Raw genomic sequence first — 20170 nt, 5'->3', positions numbered from 1 at the left:
TCGCTGGAGCTTCGACGGAACGGTTCCGCGGCTCTCGACGGCCGGGCGTGTCAGAACGGCGGGGGTTGGTAGTTGGCGGCCAGCCAGGCTTGCCGCTGCCGCTCTTCTTCGGCGATCAATTCGGCACGCTCGCGGCGTTCGGCCTTGATCCGGTCGCGAAGGTCGTCCTCGCGCGTCTGCTTGCGCCGGGGCATCACCAAGGTTCGATCGGCGGTGTCGTCGGAGATATCCGCGGGAACGTCGAGCTCGCCCGTCGACTGTCCGAGCCCTGGAAACATGCTTGCGCCATGAGGTTCGGTGCGCCATACGTGTCCCGTGGGCGCGATCAACTCGATTGTGCCGTCGGGAAGTTGTCGATCGGTCCAGCCGCGTGGCCCACGGAAGAACGTCTTGAGCAGATGGTGAGTTCGGCAGTAGTGCTTGGTATTCGACGGATGCGTCGGCCCCTGGGGCCAAGGCATGGTGTGGTCAACATCGCAGTGTTGCACCGGCTTGTCGCAGCCCGGCCATCGGCACGTCAGGTCCCGCCACTGGAGGAATTCCCGTAGCGCGACGTTGGGTCGGTAGCTATTGCCGCCCTTGGCTTCCGGGGTGGGCACGGTCAGCGGCTTCGTTTGCGCGGTCTTGGCCACCCTGCGAACCGACTCGGCGGGCATCACTCCGAACCCTTTCAGGTAACCGGCTTTGTCGCTGGTTCCATCGAGAGTGCCTTGTTCGGCCAGCAAATGGATGACCGCCGTCTCAACGGCCACGCGCTCGGCGGCCGCCGGGCAGTCGTCAAGCCCGCATTCGCAGGGCAGTGTGGCCTCCATGCGAGAAAGCGGACCACAAGCGTCAGCGCGGCGCTGATCCTTGGTTCGAGGGTCGTTGTCACACACGGTTGCGGCCAAAGCGTCGAGCCTGGCGTTCAGCGCCGCACCGTCCTCGGCGCGCAGATTGCCTGTAAGCCAAGCCATTCCGGGGTCGCCCGGCTCGATCTCGACGTGGCGATTGTCCTCGGATCGGCGCGGCACCCGCACCGCCTCCGGGTCGAAGCGCGTCACGAACATGTCCACGCGGTCAATCAATTTGGGACCCGAGAGCTTCATCCACTTCTCGGCTCTGGCAGCCAACGCCTCGTCGAGCGCGGGCATGATGTCCGGTTCCACGTTCCGAGTACGCGACATGATGGTGGCCACTACCCGGTAGTCGATCCACCCCCGCCGAAAGATCTCAGCCACCCGGGGGAGCCGCTCGCGCAGAGCCTTCGCGGCATGGACCTGACCGAGTGCCCTGGCATGACTGATGTTCTGCACCGGCGATATCTCTGCCGCTACGACGACCGCGACGTCGGTGAAGAACATCCTCGCTTCCTCATGTTCCCTCTCCCGCCGCGCATAGAGTTCGGCCACGAGTGCCAGCCTGCGCCCCATCGCCGCAGCCTCCTCGCGAGCCTCTTCACCCATGAGGGTGAGGAGATCGCCGCTGGAAGCATCCTCGAACATGTGTTCGATACTACTCGAACCCTATGACAAGACAACACATTCGAACGGTGGGCTGGGGATTCCCGGAAAAGGTTTAGCCCCTCCGGCGGCGGCGCAGCCACTTGCGCACTCGCCCGCCGTCCGCGTTCTCGGCCTCGTCTGCGGGCACTTCGGATGCGGCTTCACTCTCGACGGCGCCCATACCGCCGACGTCGTCAGCATCGGCTTCGCCGATTGATTCCTCGGCTGTGGAGGCATCTTCTTTCGCTTCAGCGTCGGTCCGCTCCTTGGCTTCGGCCTCCGCTTCGTCGGCTAGCTCCGCGGCTGTCGCCTCACCCTCGACGGCGGATTCGTGTGCCTCAGTGGCGTCAGCGATGGCGTCGTTGGCTTCGTCGCCTTCGACCGCACCCACACCATCGGCGTCGGCGGGCTCACCGGAGTCAGTCTCCTCCTGGCCTTCCGCGGTGCCATCGCCCTCTGCCTCGGCACCTGCCGATGCCTGGTCGATCGACTCCTCGGCTTGCGCCTCGGCCGCTCGCGCCAGCTCTTCGGCTACCAGCTCATCCTCGGCGGCCTCGACCGCAGCTTCGGTGGGCTCACCGGAGTCAGTCGCCTCAGCGGGCTCGTCGGCTTGAGCCTCCGCCTCGTCGGCCAACTCCTCGGCGGCAGCCTCGCCCTCAACCGCAGCTTCGTGTGCCTCGGCGGCATCCGCGAGCGCGTCGCTGGCTTCTTCACCTTCGACCGCACCGACACCGTCGGCGTCGGACGCCTGCCCGGCCTCGGCGAACCCCTCCGCCTCAAGAATCTTCTCGGCAGGGGCCTCGTCCACCTCGTCAGCGAGGGCTTCGGCCTCCGCGACCGCCTCCGCCTCTACTTCATCAGCTTCTGCACCAGCCTCGTCGGCCAACTCCTCGGCAGCGGCCTCGCCCTCGACCGCGGCCTCGTGGACCTCTGTGGCATCCGCGAGCGCGTCGCTGGCCTCCCCGCCCTCGACCGCACCCATACCACCGACGTCAGCCGCTTCACCGGCCTCGGGGACCGCCGCACCGCTTACGTCCGCGCCTCCAAGGGGCTCCTGCGCGGCGACGACGTCCTTCCGCCCGCGCTTCGGCCAGAACCGCAGCCGGCGTCGTGCCTTCGCCGGTGGCGTCGCAGCCGTCTGCGCGCCTACCTCGTCCGCCAGCTCCTCGGCTGCTGCCTCGCCCTCGACCGCAGCTTCGTGTGCCTCAGCTGCGTCGGCCAACGCGTCGCTGGCCTCCTCACCTTCGACCGCACCCACACCGTCGGCGTCGGACGCCTGCCCGGCCTCGGCGAACTCCTCCGCCTCAAGAATCTCCTCGGCAGGGGCCTCGTCCACCTCGTCAGCGAGGGCTTCGACCTCCGCGACCGCCTCCGCCTCTACTTCATCAGCTTCAGCCTCGGCCTCATCGGCCAACTCCTCGGCAACGGCCTCGCCCTCCACGGCGGCCTCGTGGACCTCTGTGGCATCCGCGAGCGCGCCACTGGCCTCCCCGCCCTCGACCGCACCCACACCACCGACGTCAGCCGCTTCACCGGCCTCGGGGACCGCCGCACCGCTTACGTCCGCGCCTCCAAAGGGCTCCTGCGCGGCGACGACGTCCTTCCGCCCGCGCTTCGGCCAGAACCGCAGCCGGCGTCGTGCCTTCGCCGGTGGCGTCGCAGCCGTCTGCGCGCCTACCTCGTCCGCCAGCTCCTCGGCTGCTGCCTCGCCCTCGACCGCAGCTTCGTGTGCCTCAGCTGCGTCGGCCAACGCGTCGCTGGCCTCCTCACCTTCGACCGCACCCACACCGTCGGCGTCGGACGCCCGTCCGGCCGAGGCGAACTCCTCCGCCTCAAGAATCTCCCCGGCAGGCGCCTCGTCCACCTCGTCAGCGAGGGCCTCGGCCTCAGCGACCGCCTCGATCTCGGGCTCGGAATCTTGCGCCGACTCCTCGTCGCCCTCGGCTGCGAACTCCTCGGCCTCTTCCAAGTCGTCCGCCGGCACACCTGCCACGTCCGCGCCGAGCTCCTCCGCGGACACGTCCTCGGCAGCGATCTCCTCGCCCTCCGGTACGTCCGCGGTGAGCGATTCGGCTTTCACCGTCTCCGATTCTTCGTCGGCGGCGGCCTTGGCGGCCGCGAACACACCTGTCGTCGACGCCACCGCGGCCAACTCCTCGGTGAGGTCCTCGACGGTCGGCCGTTCCGGCTCTGCCTTGCCCCTGAGGGAGGCCGGATCTTCTCGGCCCTTCGGCGCGGCCATGATGTACACGACCGCGCCGATGAACACGAACGTCGCCGTGAAGGAGTTGATCCGAACACCTTCGATCAGCGTCGCATCGTCGACCCTCAACAGCTCGATCCAGAACCGGCCCACGCAATAGCCCGCGACATACAACGCGAACAGCCGGCCGTGGCCGAATTTGAAACGCCGGTCGACGTAGATCAGAACCGCGAAAACCAGTAGGTTCCACAGCAGTTCGTACAGGAACGTGGGATGGACGAGGTGAACGACTTCGCCGGTCGACACGCCGTTGAGATTGTCGATCATGCCGGCTGAATCTCGGCGCTCGTAAATCTTCAGCGCCCAGGGCAGCGTCGTTTCGGCGCCCCACAGCTCCTGATTGAAGTAGTTGCCGAGGCGGCCGATCCCTTGCGCCAGAATGATTCCCGGCGCGACCGCGTCCCCGAACGCGGGCAGCGGAATTCCTCGGCGTCGGCAGGCGATCCACGCGCCGACGGCGCCGAAGGCGACAGCCCCCCAGATTCCCAGACCACCGTCCCAGATTCGGATCACGCCGGCCAGCCCGGCGCCGTTGTCCCCGAAGTAGCGCCACCAGTCGGTCGCCACGTGGTAGAGCCGGCCGCCGATCAACCCGAATGGCACGGCCCACAAGGCGATGTCGTAGATGACCCCGCGTTCTCCCCCGCGTGCCTCCCAGCGCCGGTCACCGATGATCAGCGCCGCCACGATCCCGACGATGATGCAGATCGCATACGCCCGGATCGGTACGGGACCGAGCTGCCAGACGCCCTGAGCCGGGCTGGGGATGGCGGCCAAGACAGTCGTCGTCACGCAGTAACCCTTCGCCTGACTCCATCCGCAAGCTCGGCTGCCAACGCTCCCACCGCGTCGACACCGTTCTGCAACGCCGACACCAACGCCGACCCCACGATCACCCCGTCGGCGTAAGCGCCGATCTCGGCTGCCTGGGCTCCCGACCGCACCCCAAGACCCACGCCCACGGGGATGTCCGAGACGGCCTTCACCCGGCGAACCAGTTCAGGTGCGGCCGTCGACACCGCGTCGCGCGCTCCGGTCACGCCCATCGTCGATGCGGCGTAGACGAATCCGCGCGAAGCCTGCACCGTCATTGCGAGCCGTTCCGGTGTCGACGATGGCGCCACAAGAAAGATCCGGTCCAGATCGTGAGTCTCCGAGGCGGCGAGCCATTCGTCGGCTTCGTCGGGGATCAGATCGGGGGTGATCATCCCGAGACCGCCGGCCGAAGCCAGATCGCGGGCGAACGCGTCGATGCCCCACCGCAATACGACGTTCCAGTACGTCATCACCACGGCCCTGCCCCCGGCATTGGTGATCGCCTCGACCGCGGCCAGCGAGTCGCGCACTCGCACTCCCCCGCGCAGCGCGGCTTCGGTGGCCGCCGCGATCGTCGGACCGTCCATACCGGGATCGGAGTACGCGATGCCGACCTCCACGAGGTCGCATCCGTTTTCGACCAGCGCCGTCATCGCCGAGATCGAACCGGGCACATCGGGAAAACCGGTCGGCAGGTAACCGATAAGCGCGCTGCGCCCCTCGCTCCGGTAGGTGTCAAACAGCGGTGCCAGCCGACTCACGGCGCACCGTCCAGCAGGCCGAACCATTTCGCCGCGGTCTCGACGTCCTTGTCCCCACGACCCGACAGATTCACCAGCACGATCGACCCGGGTCCGAGTTCCCGCCCCAACTGCAAAGCACCCGCGAGACCGTGCGCGGACTCGATCGCGGGGATGATTCCCTCCGTGCGACAGAGCAACGAGAACGCGTCCATCGCCTCGGTGTCGGTGATGGGCCGGTACTCTGCACGGCCGGTGTCCTTGAGGTACGCGTGCTCCGGCCCGACCCCCGGATAATCCAGACCCGCCGAAATCGAATGGGATTCGATGGTCTGGCCATCCTCGTCCTGCAACAGGTACGAGAACGAGCCCTGGAACGCACCCGGCGATCCTCCGGTGAAAGTCGCTGCGTGCCGCCCGGTTTCGACGCCGTCGCCGGCGGCCTCATAGCCAACCAGCCGCACGTTGGGGTCGTCGATGAACGCGTGGAAGATTCCGATCGCGTTCGACCCGCCGCCGACACAGGCCGTCACCGCATCGGGCAGCCGGCCCGCCTGCGCCTGGATTTGGGCGCGCGCCTCCAGCCCGATCACCCGCTGAAAGTCGCGCACCATCGTGGGAAACGGGTGGGGCCCGGCGGCCGTACCGAAGCAGTAATAGGTGTTGTCGGCGTTGGTGACCCAGTCGCGGAACGCTTCGTTGATCGCATCCTTCAACGTCTTCGAGCCCGCCTCGACCGACACCACCGTCGCCCCCAGAAGACGCATCCGCGCGACGTTCAACGCCTGGCGCGCCGTGTCGACGGCGCCCATGTAGATGACGCACTCCAGGCCGAGCAGCGCGCACGCCGTCGCCGTTGCCACACCGTGCTGCCCCGCGCCGGTCTCGGCGATCACCCGGGTCTTGCCCATCTGCCTGGCCAACAGGGCCTGGCCGAGGACATTGTTGATTTTGTGGGATCCGGTGTGGTTGAGGTCTTCTCGCTTCATAAAGATCCGGGCACCGCCGGCGTGCTCGGACAACCGCTCGGCTTCGTACAACGGTGAAGGCCGTCCGCTGTAGTGCCGCTGCAGCCGATCCAACTCGTCGAGGAAGGTCTGATCGCCACGCGCCTTCTCGTAGGCGGTGGTGACCTCCTCGATGACGGCCATCAACGCTTCGGCGACGAATCGCCCGCCGTAGACGCCGAAGTGGCCACGCGCATCCGGGTCGTGGGCGGTGGGTTCGGCTACGGCCGCGCTGGAACGAGGCAGCTCAGGCCCGGCGAGATCGGCCACTTCTCAACGCGCGGGTTTCGGGCACGACGGATGCGTGCCTGCGGTGACCAGATCGGCGACGGCGCTGCGGGGGTCACCGCTGGTGACCAGTCCCTCACCGACGAGTACCGCGTCGGCGCCCGCACCGGCGTACGCCAGCAGATCGGCGGTCCCGCGCACCCCCGACTCCGCGACGCGGATGACGTCGGTCGGCAGCCCCGGGGCGATCCGTGCGAAACAATCCCGGTCGACCTTCAACGTCTTGAGATCGCGTGCGTTCACGCCGATTACCGCGGCGCCGGCCGACAACGCGCGGTCGGCCTCCTCCTCGGTGTGCACCTCGACCAGAGCCGTCATACCCAGCGATTCGGTGCGCTCGAGCAGTGACTCCAGCACCGGCTGCTCCAACGCCGCGACGATGAGCAACAGCATGTCCGCACCGTGGGCGCGGGCCTCGTGGATCTGATAGGGCCGGACGATGAAGTCCTTGCGCAACACCGGGATTGACACCGCCGCCCGTACCGCGTCCAGATCCTCGAGCGACCCGTTGAAGCGACGCTGTTCGGTGAGCACGCTGATGATGCGCGCACCACCGCTTTCGTAAGCGCTCGCGAGTTCGGCGGGATTGCCGATGGGGGCCAGCTCGCCGCGGGAGGGACTGGCACGCTTCACCTCGGCGATCACCGCGATCCCCGGCGCGCGCAGCGCGGCCATCACGTCCAGCGGGGGCGGTGCGTCCTTGGCTTTGGCTTTGATGTCGGCGAGCGGGATGACGGCTTCGCGGGCGGCGACGTCGGCTCGGACTCCCTCGATGATCGAGTCGAGTACCGTCGCCGAACTCATGAGTGCCGCTTCCCTTCCCCCGAGAACACCGAACGATCTTCAACCACGAAGGGTAGCCGCCACCACAACACCACCGATCACCGACCCTTGTTGTCCGGATTCGTCGCATCCCGCGTCGGATCGGAACCCGCGTCGAGCGCGTCCCAGATCGCGCGTTCGGACATCTCGCCTGCGGGTTCGTCGGCCGGTGCGATGGTGCGTCGCGAGTAGCGGGCCGCACCGGAGCGCTCACGTGCCGCAGACCGCATCAACAGCACCGCGCAGGCCAGCGCCACCGCCGCGGCGACCACGGTGATCACCGCCCCCACGTAGTGCCGCTGCGTGCCGACCAGGTCCGCCACGGGCGCCTCCGCGATGTGCGAGGCGCGGACGGCCACGTCCTTGACAACCCACAGGCTGATGGCCAGGTAGGCGGTTCCGGCGCTGGCGGCGGCGACCAGCAGAGCCAGCAGCCGAAGCGGCCATCCACGCACCGCCAAGGCCGCGACGGCCGCGGCCAGCAGCAGGACCGCGAGCGGGATCAGGGCGGTCGACCAGGTGCCGCCGGTCAGGGCGACCCTCTTCGGCTCCCCGAGGCCGTCGAACGAGGTCACCTCGACCCAGGTCATCCGCGACGCCACCCACAGCCCCGCCGCCGCGAGCACGAGACCGAGCTGAGCGACCCTGATCATGGCTCGGTCAGCGTCTCGGCGGCGGCAATGGCGTTGAGCACCGCGCGAGCCTTGTTGGCCGCCTCGGTGTACTCATACGGTCCGTTGGAATCTGCGACGACGCCACCGCCCGCCTGCACGTAGGCGGTGCCGTCGCGCATCAGGGCGGTGCGGATCGCGATCGCGAAGTCGGCGTTGCCCGCGAAGTCGAGATAACCCAGCACACCGCCGTACAGACCGCGACGCGTCTTCTCGACCTCCTCGATCAGCTCCATCGCCCGGACCTTCGGGGCGCCGGAAAGCGTGCCAGCCGGGAAACAGGCGGTCACCGCGTCCAGTGCGGTCTTGCCGTCGGCCAGCAGTCCCGTCACCGTCGACACCAGGTGCATGACGTGGCTGTAGCGCTCGATGTGGCTGTAGTCCTCGACCCGCACGGTGCCGGGCCGGCAGACCCGGCCCAGATCGTTGCGGCCCAGGTCGACGAGCATCAGATGCTCGGCGCGCTCCTTCTCGTCGGCCTGCAGCTCCTTTTCGAGCAGCAGGTCCTCTTCCTCGGTCGCGCCACGCCACCGCGTACCCGCGATCGGATGGGTGGTCGCGCGTCCGTCCTTGACGGTCACCAGCGCTTCCGGGCTGGACCCGACGACCGAGAAGTCCGGTCCGCCTGCGGCATTCGGCACGTTGAGCAGATACATGTATGGGCTTGGGTTGGTCACGCGCAACATCCGGTACACGTCCAGCGGATCGGCGTCGGTCTCCATCTCGAACCGTTGCGACGGCACCACCTGAAACGCCTCACCGGCCTCGATGTCGCGCACCAGTTTCTCGACGATGGCCTCGTACTCCTCGAGCGTGCGCTGAGCGCGGTGCAACGGCTCGGGTCGGCTGAATGTCGCGACCGCCGACGGCAGGTGCTCACCGAGCGCGGCGGTCATCACGTCGAGGCGGGCCACCGCGTCGTCGTAGGCCCAGTCCACCCGCTCGTCGGTGCCGTTCCAGTTGACCGCGTTGGCGATCAGCGTGATCGTGCCCTCGTGGTGGTCGACCGCGGCGATGTCGGTGGCCAACAGCAGCAGCATGTCCGGGAGGCCGAGATCGTCGACGGCGAGCGACGGAAGCTTCTCCAGGCGCCGGACCATGTCGTAGGCGAAGAAGCCGACGAGCCCACTCGACAGCGGCGGCAGGCCCGGTAGCGGCTCGGTCTTGAGCAGTTCCAGCGTCGCGCGCAGCGCCGCCAGCGGGTCGCCGCCCTGTGGCGCGTCCTGCGGCGTCGCGCCCAACCACACGGCCTCACCGTCACGGACAGTGAGCGCCGACGGTGCACCGGCGCCGATGAACGACCAGCGCGACCACGAACGGCCGTTCTCCGCCGATTCCAGCAGGAACGTCCCCGGCCGATTAGCGGCCAGTTTGCGGTACGCCGACAGCGGGGTCTCGCTGTCCGCGAGGACCTTGCGGGTCACCGGCACCACGCGATGCTCGGCGGCCAACGCGCGGAAGTCCTCCCGCGAGGTGGTGATCGCGAGGTCGGCCGTGGTCTGCACGCGTCAAGTGTCCCAGACGCGCTCCGGTGCGGACGACGACGAGGGCGTGAGCGGGCGGATCCGCGTCGTGCGTCGGTGCTCGAACCCGACGCAATGGTCGATCCGACTGCCCGACACCAGTCCAAACGTCGGCCTGGATGATCGCGCGGGACGGTGGCTCGATCACTTCGCGGCGTAGCGTGGCCTCCATGAAAAAGGGTGACCGAGTTGCCGAGTTCGAATTGCCCGACCAGACGGGCACGATGCGCAGCCTGAGCGAGTTGCTCGCCGACGGCCCAATCGTGTTGTTCTTCTATCCCGCTGCGATGACGCCGGGGTGCACCAAGGAGGCCTGCCACTTCCGCGATCTGGCCGCGGAGTTCGCCGCGGTCGGTGCCAGCCGTGTCGGAATCAGCACCGACGCGGTCGACAAGCAGGCGAAGTTCGCCGACAAGGAGCGGTTCGACTATCCACTGCTGTCTGATGCCGACGGTGCCGTCGCAACGCAATTCGGCGTGAAGCGCGGCCTGCTCGGCAAGTTCATGCCGGTCAAGCGGACCACCTTCGTGATCGACACCGACCGCACGATCCTGGCTGTGATCGCATCGGAGATCAGCATGGACAGCCACGCCGACAAGGCTCTCGAGGTGCTGCGCCAACGCCAATCGGCTTAGTCGGCGAGTCGGTGCCGATACGTCACGGAAGCGCCTGCGCCTAGGGTGTTGCGGGACCGATGAACTCGACGCCCGCGCGGATGGCCGGGCGATGCCGAAGAATCCGGTAATGCGCCAGCCGGCCGAGGCCCTTGGTGGTCATCAACCGCGCGCCCGGCCAAGACGCGACGACGCGCTGGCTCGTCTCATAGGGCGTGTCCGGGTCATCCGGATCATGGATGAGCAGCAGCGGCGGGTAACCGGTGCGGGCGCCGACGACGGTCATGTTGGTTTCGTACAGCGGCATCTCGATGCGGCGTTCGAGGCCGCGGTGCAGTCCGGCGCGGATACGGGGGCCGAAGCCGTGGCGTCTGGCGAAATAGTCTAGGTAGAGCGGAAATTCGCCCATCGGCGCGAGGTACACCAGCCGCTCGACTTTCGCGCCATAGGCGATCGCGAACGTCGTTGCGTTCGCGCCGAGAGAGTGGGCGACGACCGCGCGGGCCGGCCCATGTTCGCGGATCATGGCCCCGACCGCGTGTGCGCATTCGATGGCCGTCGTGCGCCCGGGCTTGAGTGCGCCCGCTTCGGACTCGTTGTGGCTCGGCAAGTCGAACGCGATCACCCGGTGACCGGATTCGCTGAGCGGTTTGACGAACATGCCCAGATGTGGGCGCCGCCCGCCCCAGCCGTGCACCAGATACACCGGGGGCCCCTCGCCCCACGATTCACCCACGACTCGGTGACCATTCCAGCGCGCTTCGATCGGCGAGCCTGGCTTGACGCCGGGGGGCATGCGCAGGTTCGACTCCATGACCGGCGGGGTGCACCACAGTTCGACTGCCCACCGCGACCCGATGCCGGGCGCGAAGCGCTCCAGCCACCAGAACGCCCGGCGGACACGCGGGTCGACCGGTGGCTCGATCCCTGATCCCTCTAGTTCGACGGCGACGGCACGATCTGCTTCGGTCACGCGGACCCCATCAACAGGTCCGCGTCGAAGCAACTGTGATCGCCCGTGTGGCAGGCGCCACCGACCTGATCAACCTCTAGCAGCACGGTGTCGCCGTCGCAGTCGAGCCGCACCGAGTGGACGTATTGGGTGTTGCCCGACGTCTCGCCCTTGACCCAATGCTGTTGCCGCGACCGCGAATAGTAGGTCGCGCGGCGGGTTTCCAGCGTGCGGGCCAGCGCGAGGTCGTCCATCCACGCCACCATCAGCACCTGCCCGGTGCCGCGCTCCTGCACGACGGCGGTGATCAACCCGTTGGCGTCGCGTTTGAGTCGCGACGCGATATCTGCGTCGAGCGTCATCGAACGGTTATCCCTTCGGCCGCCATCGCCGCCTTCACCTGCGCGATGGTGAGCTCTCGGAAATGGAACACGCTGGCGGCCAGCACCGCATCCGCACCCGAGGCGATGGCGGGCGCGAAGTGCTCGGGTGCCCCCGCGCCACCGCTGGCGATCACCGGCACGTTCACGGCGCCGCGAACCGCCTCGATCATCGGCAGATCGAAACCCGCCTTGGTGCCGTCGAAGTCCATCGAGTTCAGCAAAATCTCGCCCACACCGAGTTCGGCGCCCCGCGTTGCCCATTCGACAGCGTCGAAGCCGGTCCCCCGGCGCCCACCGTGGGTGGTGACCTCCCACCCCGAGGGCGTCGGCTCCTGATCCTGCGGCACCGTGCGGGCGTCGACCGACAGCACGATGCACTGCGATCCGAATTGCCGCGACAATTCGGCGAGGAGTTCGGGCCGTGCGATCGCCGCGGTGTTGACCGCGACCTTGTCCGCCCCCGCCCGCAGCAGCACGTCCACGTCGGCCACCGAGCGCACCCCGCCGCCGACCGTCAACGGGATGAACACCTGCTCGGCGGTGCGTTTCACGACCTCGAGCATGGTGGCCCGCCCCGAGGAAGACGCGGTCACGTCGAGGAAGGTCAGTTCGTCGGCGCCCTCGGCGTCGTAAGCCGCGGCCAATTCCACGGGATCGCCTGCGTCACGCAGGTTTGCGAAGTTGACGCCCTTGACCACCCGGCCGTCGTCGACATCCAGGCACGGGATGACCCGCACGGCCAGAGCCTTGCCGTCCATCAGAAGTCCTTGGGATCGCCGACCGAGCGAAGCAGATCGAGCAGTTCGTCGTGCACGCCGGGAGCGCCGGCGAGGGCCGAAGGGCAATCCACCGTCCACTCGTTGCCCGCGAGGTCGGTCACGACGCCACCCACGGCGCGGATCAACGCCACCCCCGCGGCGTGGTCCCACACGTGGCCACCGAAACTGATTGCGCCACCGAGGATTGCGGCCGCCGTATACGCCAGGTCGATACCGGTGGCCCCGTGCATGCGCATGCGTGAGCACTTGCGGCTGAGGCTCTCGATGACGGCCAGTCGGTAGCGTCCCGGCACCCTGCCGCGGGAATCGACGCTGAACGTGCTGACGCCGACCATCGAGTCGGACAGCGCTGCCCGGTCCAGCCCGGGCGACTCGACGCCGTTGTAGCGCAGCGGCCCTCCGACCACGGCGGTGAAGCGCTCCTTCGTGAAGGGCACCCACGTGAGTCCGGCCACCGGCTCCCCGTCACGCACCAGACCCAGCAGGATCGCCGCCATCGGGGAACCGGCGGCGTAGTTGAAGGTGCCGTCGATCGGATCGAGTACCCACACCAGCGGCGACTTGAGATCCGCGCCGCCGAATTCCTCGCCGTGCACCTCGATCCCGGTTCTGGCGGTCAACGCCTCGACGACCTGACGTTCGATGGCCAGGTCCACCTCGGTGGCGAAGTCGTCGCCCTTCTTCTGCACCGCTGAGTCCGCGCGGTGGCCGTCGACGAACGGGATCGCTGCGTCGTCGAGAATCTGGGCGGCCTCGGCGACCAGGTCGTCGAGGTCGGCCGGGTCCAGTGCCATTACCGCTCCACCGCGGCCAGGGCCTCGGGCAGGGTGAATCGACCGGCGTACAACGCTTTTCCGACGATCGCGCCTTCGACGCCACGATCGGTCAGCGTGGCGATCGCCCGCAGGTCGTCGAGGCTCGACACGCCGCCGGACGCGATCACCGGCGCGTCGGTGCGGTCGGTCACCTTCGAGAGCAGTTCGAGGTTGGGTCCGTTGAGCGTGCCGTCCTTGGTGACGTCGGTCACGACGAAGCGCGAACAGCCTTCTCCGTCAAGCCGTTCCAGGACCTCCCAGAGGTCTCCGCCGTCGGTCTCCCATCCGCGGCCGCGCAGGCGATGATCTCCGTCGACGATCTTCACGTCGAGGCCGACCGCGACCTTCTCGCCGTGTTCGGCGACGACCTTGGCGCACCACCGCGGGTTCTCCAGCGCCGCGGTGCCGAGATTCACCCGGGCACAGCCGGTTGCGAGCGCCGCCGACAGCGACTCGTCGTCACGGATGCCGCCGGACAGCTCGACCGCCACGTCGAGCTTGCCGACCACCTCGGCCAGCAGTTCTCGGTTGCTGCCCCGGCCGAACGCAGCGTCGAGGTCGACGAGGTGGATCCACTCCGCTCCGTCGCGTTGCCACGTCAGCGCGGCCTCCAGCGCAGAGCCGTATTCGGTCTCGCTACCCGCCTGGCCCTGCACCAGGCGCACAGCGCGGCCCTCGACCACGTCGACGGCGGGAAGAAGAATCAGTCGTTCCGGCACTGTGGTGGTCTCCTCTTCGCGCGAGCGCTCATCGGTGGTCAACCTAATGCCCTCACCCAGTTGGCGAGTAATGCGGCACCGGCGTCGCCGCTCTTCTCCGGGTGGAACTGCGTGGCCGACAGTGGCCCGTCCTCGACGGCGGCGAGGAACGGCACATGGTGCGTGGCCCATGTCAGTTTCGCGGCCGCATCGCCCTCCCACTGCTGGGCGGCATACGAGTGCACGAAATAAAAGCGGGTGTCCGCCTCCATGCCCGCGAACAGGGTGCTGCTCTCGGGGGCGTCGACCACGTTCCAGCCCATGTGCGGGATCACCGGCGCGTCGAGACGGACCACGGCGCCGGGCCATTGGCCACAGCCGGTGGTCTCGACCCCGAACTCCACGCCGCGGGAGAACAGGATCTGCATTCCGACACAGACGCCGAGCACGGGGCGGCCGGCCGCGACCCGGTCGGCGATCAGCTTCGGCCCGTCGAACTTGCGCAGTCCGGCCATGCACGCCTCGAAGGCCCCGACGCCGGGCACCACAAGCCCGTCGGCGTCCATCGCGGCGTCGGCGTCGGAGGTGACCGTGACGTCGGCACCGACACGCTCCAAGGCCCTTTGAGCCGACCGGAGATTGCCCGAACCGTAGTCCAGGATGACGACGTTCGTTGTCACAGAGTGCCTTTCGTCGACGGCACACCGGTCACCCGCGGGTCATGTTCGACGGCTTGGCGCAGCGCGCGTGCGACGGCCTTGTACTGCGCTTCGGTGATGTGGTGGGGGTCGCGTCCGTAGATCGTGCGCACGTGCAGCGCGATGCGGGCGTTCATCGCCACGGATTCGAACACGTGCCGGTTGACGACGGTGTGGTACGGCGCCGAGGAGCCGGCGATCGTGAAGTGCAGCATGTGATCCGGTTCGCCGGTGTGCACGCAGTACGCGCGACCCGACACGTCGACCGCGGCGTGCGCAAGCGTCTCGTCCATGGGGATCCACGCGTCACCGAAGCGGCGGATGCCCTTCTTGTCGCCGAGCGCCTGCCCGAGGGCCTGCCCCAGCACGATCGCGGTGTCCTCGATGGTGTGGTGACCCTCGATTTCGACGTCGCCCTTGGCGCGCACTGTCAGGTCGAAGCTCGCGTGGCTGCCGAGCGCGGTCAGCATGTGGTCGAAGAACGGCACACCGGTGTCGACGTGCACCTGCCCGGTGCCGTCGAGGTTCAGGTCGACGACGATGTCGGACTCTTTGGTCTTGCGCTCGATGGTCGCGCGACGGGGTTCGTTCACGGTGCTCCTACTGGGGATAGTTCGGTCGCGGCCAGGCGGGCGCTGGCGGCCAGCAGCGCGTCGTTCTCCTCGGCCAGGCCGGTGGTGGCGCGCAGATATCCGGGGATCCCGACATCGCGAACGAGGATGCCGGCGTCCAGGTAGCGCTGCCAGGTCGCGGGCGCGTCGGCGAACTCACCGAACAGCACGAAGTTGGCGTCGCTGTCGATCACGCGGAAGCCCATCTCCGACAAGGCTTCTGTGACCCGGTTGCGTTCGGCGATGAGGGTGGCGACACTGCCGAGCGTGTCGTCGGCGTGACGCAGTGCGGCGCGGGCGGCGGCCTGAGTGACCGACGACAGGTGGTAGGGCAGGCGGACGAGCAGCATCGCGTCGATCACCGCGGGTGCGGCGATCAGATACCCGAGTCGGCCGCCGGCGAACGCGAACGCCTTGCTCATCGTGCGGGTCACCACCAGCCGAGTCGGATACTCGTCGATGAGGCGCACCGCGCTGGGCTGCGACGAGAACTCGCCGTAGGCTTCGTCGACGATCATCATGCCGGCGCTCATCGCGTCGAGCAGCCGCCGGAGATCGTCAAGCGGAACGCTCTGTCCCGACGGGTTGTTCGGGCTCGCGATGAAGACGATGTCGGGGTTGTGTTCCTTGATCGCGTGCACGGCCACCTCGATATCGAGGCTGAAGTCATCGGCGCGGTTGGCCACCAGCCACTGCGTCTGCGTGCCGTCGGAGATGATCGGGTGCATCGAGTACGAAGGTACGAACCCGAGTGCGCTGCGCCCGGGCCCGCCGAAGGCCTGCAGGAGCTGCTGCAGGATTTCGTTCGAACCGTTTGCCGCCCAGAGGTTCTCGACCCCGAGTTGAGTACGGGTCTGCGCCGAGAGGTAAGCAGCCAGATCGGTGCGCAGCGCCACCGCATCGCGGTCCGGGTACCGGTGCAACTCCCCCGCGATCGCGGCGACCGACGCCGTCACGTCGTCGATCAGCGCCTTGGTCGGTGGATGCGGGTTCTCGTTGGTGTTCAGCCGCACCGGAACGTCCAATTGCGGTGCACCGTACGGTGATTTACCGCGCAGATCGGCGCGCAGAGGCAGATGGTCGAGCGTGGCCTTCTTTCCGAGCGTCACCTCTCGAACCTCCGCCGCACCGCTTCGCCGTGCGCGGGCAGGTTCTCGGCCTGGGCGAGCGTGATCACGTAGCCGGAAACATCCTTCAGGGCGGCCTCGTCGTAGTCGACGACGTGAATGCCGCGCAGGAACGTCTGCACCGACAACCCGCTGGAGTGACGGGCGCAGCCCGCGGTCGGCAGTACGTGGTTGGATCCCGCGCAGTAGTCCCCGAGACTGACCGGCGCATACGGACCGACGAAAATCGCGCCCGCGGAACGGATTCGGCCGGCCACCCCGCGCGCATCGAGGGTCTGGATCTCGAGGTGTTCGGCGGCGTAGGCGTTCACGGTTCGGATGCCGGCCTCGAGATCGTCGACGAGCACGGTGGCAGACTGCTTTCCGCCCAACGCGGCGGTCACCCGTTCGCGGTGCACCGTCGTCCGTAGCTGGTTGGCCAGCTCCCGGTCGGTCGCGTCGGCCAAATCGACGCTCGGGGTGACCAACACGCTAGCGGCCATCTCGTCGTGTTCGGCCTGGCTGATCAGGTCCGCGGCGACATGGACGGGGTCGGCGGTGTGGTCGGCAAGGATCGCGATTTCGGTGGGGCCGGCTTCGGCGTCGATTCCGACCTGAGAGCGGCAGATGCGCTTGGCGGCGGTGACGTAGATGTTGCCCGGGCCGGTGATCATGTCGACGGGCGAAAGTTCGGTGCCGTCGGTGTCGGTACCGCCGTAGGCCAGCAGCGCGATGGACTGTGCCCCGCCGACCGCCCACACCTCGTCGACGCCGAGCAACGCGGCGGCGGCCAGGATCGTCGGGTGCGGCAGGCCGCCGAACTGCGCCTGCGGCGGGCTGGCGATCACCAGGGAGTCGACGCCGGCGGTCTGCGCGGGCACGACGTTCATCACGACGCTGGAGGGGTAGACGGCGTTGCCGCCGGGCACGTACAGCCCGACGCGCTCGACCGGTACCCAACGCTCGGTGACCGTGGCCCCGGGGGCGAGCGTCGTGGTCGTATCGGTACGTCGCTGGTCGGCGTGGACCGCACGGGCGCGTTCGATGGCCACCTCGAGCGCGGCGCGGACATCGGAGGGCAGTTCAGCCAGGGCGCGCTGTAACCGAGCCGTGGGTACGCGTACCCGCACGGGTCGCACGCCGTCGAACGATTCGCCGTACTCCAGGGCGGCCTCGGCTCCGCGGGCCGCGACCGCGTCGACGATAGGGCGGACCTTCGGCACCACCGTGTCCACATCCACGCCGCCGCGCGGCAGGGCGGACCGCAGCTGCGCAGCGGACAGCCGCGCGCCCCGCAGATCGATGCGGGCGATCGGCCCCGGCGATACATTCACGGTGTCCATTCTCCCAGAGCAGACCAAATTGGTTATGGAGGCACCATGCGAGCCAGCGAGCACCCGAATAACGCCCCGGGCGTGCCTATGGTGTTCCCGCCGTGGTTCGAGAACCTGCAGGTCAAGTACTTGAACAAGATGATCAGACCGGTTTCTCGACTGATGCCGGGAATGGCGACCATCAAACACCGCGGCCGCAGGTCCGGAAAACCATACGAGACGATCGTCACGGTCTATCGCAAGGGAGACACCGCGGCCGTCGCACTCGGGCACGGCAAAACCGACTGGGTGAAGAACGTGCTGGCCGCCGGCGAGGCAGACTTGCGTCTTGCCCGCCGAGACTTGCATCTGGTCAACCCGCGAATCGTGCCGGCTGGCGGCGACGCGGAAGGTCTACCTTTCATGGCCCGCCTCCAGGCCAAGAAGATGGGCGTCTTCGTCGCCGACATCGCCTGAGCTACAACCGGCTGTACACCGTCTTCCCCGTCATTCGCGGCCACCCCTCCGGTGCCTCATCCCACGGGACCACGTGTTCAACAGCAGCGGAAAGATCCTGTCCGGCAAGCAGTTCCAATACCTCCGGTAGCACCGCGCGGGCATTGACCCGCCCCGTGACGAAACGCACGCCGCGCGTGTACATCGACAGCAGCGGCATCTCCACCGCGCCCTGGTAATAGATGCCGGTGTCGGTGCACACACCGTCCGGCCAGGTCGCGCGCAACGTCGCCGCCAACAGCCCCGGGTCCGCCGACGTGTGCACCGTCACCGGATACGGTTCGGCGGTCTTGTCGGGCTTCTCGCGGTCGTGCACCACCGCGCCCAGTTTCTCGGCCGCCGCGAGCCGGTGCGGGTCGGTGTCGACGTAGTCGACGTGCACACCCGCCGCGGCTGCCGTAGCCGCCGCGTACAGGCCGATCGACAGCCGTCCCACGACCAGCACCCGCTGATCCGCGACCGATAGCGAAGCAAGCTCGTCGCGATACGGCCCGACGCCGCGCCAACCGTCGGGAATGTTGTCCGACATCGAGGCGACGGCGACGGGGTCGGCACCCTTGGGCAACGGCACGAGCATCGCGTCGGCATACGGCACCAACACCAGGTCGGCCATGAAACCGCCGCCGTCTCGACCCGACAGCGGCGCCATCCCATACGTCGCCATCAGCGGCACGGACGCACACGACCCGGTCACACCGCGCAGACACGCGCTGCACTCACCACAGCTGATCTGAAACGGCACGACGACCCGATCGCCGACCGCCACGCCGCGAACTTCATCACCGATCGCGACCACCTCGGCCACCCCTTCATGCCCCACCGCATGACCGGGCGCCATCGGCAGCCGACCCTGCACCACCGCCACGTCGAGGTCACAGCACGCCACCGCCAGCGGCCGAACGAGCGCCTGCTCCGGACCGGCGAGTTGCGGATCGGGCGCCTCACGCCAGGCGTACTCACCAGCGTCTTCGAGCGTCAGCTGTTGCATGGTCAGCCCTTTCTTTAGTGACCGCTCAACTATTCTTGAGCGATCTTTCTAGTAAAGTCAAGGCATGCCTCGCCCGGACCGCAGCCGCGCCGCGCTGATCGACACCGCGGCACTGCTCTTCCGTAGGCAGGGCTACGCGGCGACAGGTGTCAACCAGATCCTCGAGCTCGCCGAGGTCAAAGCGGGCTCGCTGTACCACCACTTCCCCGAGGGCAAGCAGCAGTTGGCGGCCGCCGTGGTTGCGCGTGTCGGCGCCGACATCGAACAGCGACTGCGGGATCTGCTGGCCACCGAGGCACCCGTGCCCGACCTCATCGACGGCTGGCTCGACCTGATGGCCTCGGGACTGACCTCCGACCCGCGCGACGGCTGCCCCATCGAGCCGATCGCCACCGAGTCGGTCGACGCCAGCGCCCTGGTCCGGCAAGCATCGGCGACAGCGTTCGCCGGCTGGCGCCGGGCCATCGCGGAGCGGCTGCATGCCGACGGGTCGGCGCAGGACGACGCCGAGCAGACCGCGCTGGCTCTGATAGCGCTCATCGAGGGTGCGTTGATACTCGGCCGGATCGCGGGCGACACCGCCGCCCTCGACTCTGCGAAGGCCGCGGCTCGGACGCTGCTGAGCCGGTGAGCTACTTGCAGAGCTCGGTGATGCTCTTGTTTTCCGCGTCGGCGTCGGTCAGCCGTTTCGCTTGCGCCGGATCGTCATTGGCCACTCCAGCCGTAGCGTTGGCGCCGATGTCCATCAGATTGTTCGCGAATTGTTCGACTTTCTCGGCGAGCACCACAGGGGTCGCCGGATCGAGCCGCTCCAGCAGGTACTGACCCCCGTCGTACAAGGAGATCCGCGCATTGGCGGCCACCGCCTGCGCCCCGGTGACGTCCTGCGGACCGCCTTCCGGCTGCAAGTTCGTGTTGAGCGTGATGCCTTTTCGGACGACGTCGGCGGCGCTGCAGATCTTGGTCTTGGCGTCGGCGATCTGAGCCGAATCGTATTCTGGGTCCGACGGACTGGTCCTGTACAGCGTCCATCCCGCGAGCGCCAAAGCGAAGACGGCTACGGCCAGGCTGACGACGACCAAC

20 protein-coding genes and 1 pseudogene are annotated in these 20170 nt (G+C 68.1%); 3 read left to right on the top strand and 18 right to left on the bottom strand.

What is annotated here, in order from left to right:
• Positions 1–50: 50 nt before the first annotated feature.
• The 7 genes and pseudogenes from AU198_RS03985 to AU198_RS03955 form a co-directional block, all read right to left on the bottom strand.
• Positions 51–1484, bottom strand: coding sequence for an HNH endonuclease signature motif containing protein (locus tag AU198_RS03985; RefSeq protein ID WP_064346207.1), 1434 nt, complete (start codon positions 1482–1484; stop codon positions 51–53).
• A 2089-nt stretch (positions 1485–3573) separates the two neighbouring features.
• Positions 3574–4539 (bottom strand): annotated as a pseudogene (gene lgt / locus AU198_RS26980) (prolipoprotein diacylglyceryl transferase); the annotation flags it as partial.
• Positions 4536–5351, bottom strand: coding sequence for a tryptophan synthase subunit alpha (gene trpA / locus AU198_RS03975; protein ID WP_197416015.1), 816 nt, complete (start codon positions 5349–5351; stop codon positions 4536–4538). The gene trpA and the pseudogene lgt, both read right to left, overlap by 4 nt.
• A complete protein-coding gene (gene trpB, locus AU198_RS03970; protein ID WP_064346205.1) occupies positions 5321–6580 on the bottom strand; it encodes a tryptophan synthase subunit beta in 1260 nt (419 codons plus the stop codon). Before trpB ends, trpA begins: the two co-directional genes overlap by 31 nt.
• Positions 6581–6583: 3 nt before the next feature.
• A complete protein-coding gene (gene trpC / locus AU198_RS03965; protein ID WP_064346204.1) occupies positions 6584–7402 on the bottom strand; it encodes an indole-3-glycerol phosphate synthase TrpC in 819 nt (272 codons plus the stop codon).
• A 77-nt stretch (positions 7403–7479) separates the two neighbouring features.
• Positions 7480–8073 (bottom strand): TIGR02234 family membrane protein, encoded by a 594-nt coding sequence (locus AU198_RS03960; RefSeq protein ID WP_064346203.1) that lies wholly within the window; start codon positions 8071–8073, stop codon positions 7480–7482.
• Positions 8070–9596 (bottom strand): anthranilate synthase component I, encoded by a 1527-nt coding sequence (locus AU198_RS03955; RefSeq protein ID WP_064346202.1) that lies wholly within the window; start codon positions 9594–9596, stop codon positions 8070–8072. The genes AU198_RS03960 and AU198_RS03955 overlap by 4 nt, the downstream gene beginning before the upstream one ends.
• A 188-nt stretch (positions 9597–9784) precedes the next feature.
• Between AU198_RS03955 and AU198_RS03950 the strand changes: the two genes are divergently transcribed.
• Positions 9785–10249 carry a peroxiredoxin gene (locus AU198_RS03950; protein ID WP_064346289.1) on the top strand — a complete coding sequence of 155 codons (465 nt, stop codon included), beginning with the start codon at positions 9785–9787 and terminating at the stop codon, positions 10247–10249.
• Positions 10250–10289: 40 nt separating this feature from the next.
• Here AU198_RS03950 and AU198_RS03945 read toward each other — a convergent pair whose 3' ends face one another.
• From AU198_RS03945 to hisD, 9 genes are read right to left on the bottom strand one after another with little or no spacing between them, the layout of a single operon-like run.
• Positions 10290–11201, bottom strand: a complete 912-nt coding sequence (locus AU198_RS03945; RefSeq protein WP_156431478.1) for an alpha/beta fold hydrolase — start codon at positions 11199–11201, stop codon at positions 10290–10292.
• On the bottom strand, positions 11198–11542 hold the full coding sequence (gene hisI / locus AU198_RS03940; protein WP_064346200.1) for a phosphoribosyl-AMP cyclohydrolase: 345 nt from the start codon (positions 11540–11542) through the stop codon (positions 11198–11200). The genes AU198_RS03945 and hisI overlap by 4 nt, the downstream gene beginning before the upstream one ends.
• Complete coding sequence (gene hisF, locus AU198_RS03935; RefSeq protein ID WP_064346199.1) at positions 11539–12321, bottom strand: imidazole glycerol phosphate synthase subunit HisF; 783 nt, start codon at positions 12319–12321, stop codon at positions 11539–11541. Before hisF ends, hisI begins: the two co-directional genes overlap by 4 nt.
• The gene (locus AU198_RS03930) at positions 12321–13136 is read right to left on the bottom strand and encodes an inositol monophosphatase family protein (RefSeq protein ID WP_064346198.1); all 816 of its coding nucleotides are present in this window, start codon (positions 13134–13136) and stop codon (positions 12321–12323) included. The genes hisF and AU198_RS03930 overlap by 1 nt, the downstream gene beginning before the upstream one ends.
• Positions 13136–13864, bottom strand: a complete 729-nt coding sequence (gene priA, locus AU198_RS03925) for a bifunctional 1-(5-phosphoribosyl)-5-((5-phosphoribosylamino)methylideneamino)imidazole-4-carboxamide isomerase/phosphoribosylanthranilate isomerase PriA (protein ID WP_502689266.1) — start codon at positions 13862–13864, stop codon at positions 13136–13138. The genes AU198_RS03930 and priA overlap by 1 nt, the downstream gene beginning before the upstream one ends.
• A gap of 50 nt (positions 13865–13914) precedes the next feature.
• A complete protein-coding gene (gene hisH, locus AU198_RS03920) occupies positions 13915–14535 on the bottom strand; it encodes an imidazole glycerol phosphate synthase subunit HisH (protein ID WP_064346197.1) in 621 nt (206 codons plus the stop codon).
• On the bottom strand, positions 14532–15164 hold the full coding sequence (gene hisB, locus AU198_RS03915; RefSeq protein ID WP_197416019.1) for an imidazoleglycerol-phosphate dehydratase HisB: 633 nt from the start codon (positions 15162–15164) through the stop codon (positions 14532–14534). The genes hisH and hisB overlap by 4 nt, the downstream gene beginning before the upstream one ends.
• Positions 15143–16273, bottom strand: coding sequence for a histidinol-phosphate transaminase (locus AU198_RS03910; RefSeq protein ID WP_064346195.1), 1131 nt, complete (start codon positions 16271–16273; stop codon positions 15143–15145). The genes hisB and AU198_RS03910 overlap by 22 nt, the downstream gene beginning before the upstream one ends.
• Positions 16270–17613 (bottom strand): histidinol dehydrogenase, encoded by a 1344-nt coding sequence (gene hisD, locus AU198_RS03905; RefSeq protein WP_064346194.1) that lies wholly within the window; start codon positions 17611–17613, stop codon positions 16270–16272. Before hisD ends, AU198_RS03910 begins: the two co-directional genes overlap by 4 nt.
• Before the next feature lie 36 nt (positions 17614–17649).
• Between hisD and AU198_RS03900 the strand changes: the two genes are divergently transcribed.
• Positions 17650–18060, top strand: a complete 411-nt coding sequence (locus AU198_RS03900; protein WP_064346193.1) for a nitroreductase family deazaflavin-dependent oxidoreductase — start codon at positions 17650–17652, stop codon at positions 18058–18060.
• Between the two features lies 1 nt (position 18061).
• Here AU198_RS03900 and AU198_RS03895 read toward each other — a convergent pair whose 3' ends face one another.
• The gene (locus AU198_RS03895) at positions 18062–19087 is read right to left on the bottom strand and encodes an alcohol dehydrogenase catalytic domain-containing protein (protein WP_064346192.1); all 1026 of its coding nucleotides are present in this window, start codon (positions 19085–19087) and stop codon (positions 18062–18064) included.
• A gap of 64 nt (positions 19088–19151) precedes the next feature.
• Between AU198_RS03895 and AU198_RS03890 the strand changes: the two genes are divergently transcribed.
• Positions 19152–19718, top strand: a complete 567-nt coding sequence (locus tag AU198_RS03890; RefSeq protein ID WP_064346191.1) for a TetR/AcrR family transcriptional regulator — start codon at positions 19152–19154, stop codon at positions 19716–19718.
• A 1-nt stretch (position 19719) separates the two neighbouring features.
• Here the strand turns inward: AU198_RS03890 and AU198_RS03885 are convergent, their stop codons facing one another.
• Positions 19720–20169, bottom strand: a complete 450-nt coding sequence (locus AU198_RS03885) for a hypothetical protein (protein WP_064346287.1) — start codon at positions 20167–20169, stop codon at positions 19720–19722.
• Position 20170 lies beyond the last annotated feature (1 nt).

This window comes from Mycobacterium sp. GA-1199, assembly GCF_001500045.1.
Classification (GTDB): Bacteria; Actinomycetota; Actinomycetes; order Mycobacteriales; family Mycobacteriaceae; genus Mycobacterium.
Note: the sequence above shows the minus strand (reverse complement) of the source record. Positions and strands in the feature narration are given on the sequence as shown.

Coding starts and splice junctions, on each gene's coding strand:
- AU198_RS03985 (WP_064346207.1), bottom strand. CDS start 1,484: ATGTTCGAGGATGCTTCCAGCGGCGATCTCCTCACCCTCATGGGTGAA.
- trpA (WP_197416015.1), bottom strand. CDS start 5,351: ATGGTTCGGCCTGCTGGACGGTGCGCCGTGAGTCGGCTGGCACCGCTG.
- trpC (WP_064346204.1), bottom strand. CDS start 7,402: ATGAGTTCGGCGACGGTACTCGACTCGATCATCGAGGGAGTCCGAGCC.
- AU198_RS03960 (WP_064346203.1), bottom strand. CDS start 8,073: ATGATCAGGGTCGCTCAGCTCGGTCTCGTGCTCGCGGCGGCGGGGCTG.
- AU198_RS03950 (WP_064346289.1), top strand. CDS start 9,785: ATGAAAAAGGGTGACCGAGTTGCCGAGTTCGAATTGCCCGACCAGACG.
- hisI (WP_064346200.1), bottom strand. CDS start 11,542: ATGACGCTCGACGCAGATATCGCGTCGCGACTCAAACGCGACGCCAAC.
- hisF (WP_064346199.1), bottom strand. CDS start 12,321: ATGGACGGCAAGGCTCTGGCCGTGCGGGTCATCCCGTGCCTGGATGTC.
- AU198_RS03930 (WP_064346198.1), bottom strand. CDS start 13,136: ATGGCACTGGACCCGGCCGACCTCGACGACCTGGTCGCCGAGGCCGCC.
- hisD (WP_064346194.1), bottom strand. CDS start 17,613: ATGGACACCGTGAATGTATCGCCGGGGCCGATCGCCCGCATCGATCTG.
- AU198_RS03900 (WP_064346193.1), top strand. CDS start 17,650: ATGCGAGCCAGCGAGCACCCGAATAACGCCCCGGGCGTGCCTATGGTG.
- AU198_RS03895 (WP_064346192.1), bottom strand. CDS start 19,087: ATGCAACAGCTGACGCTCGAAGACGCTGGTGAGTACGCCTGGCGTGAG.
- AU198_RS03890 (WP_064346191.1), top strand. CDS start 19,152: ATGCCTCGCCCGGACCGCAGCCGCGCCGCGCTGATCGACACCGCGGCA.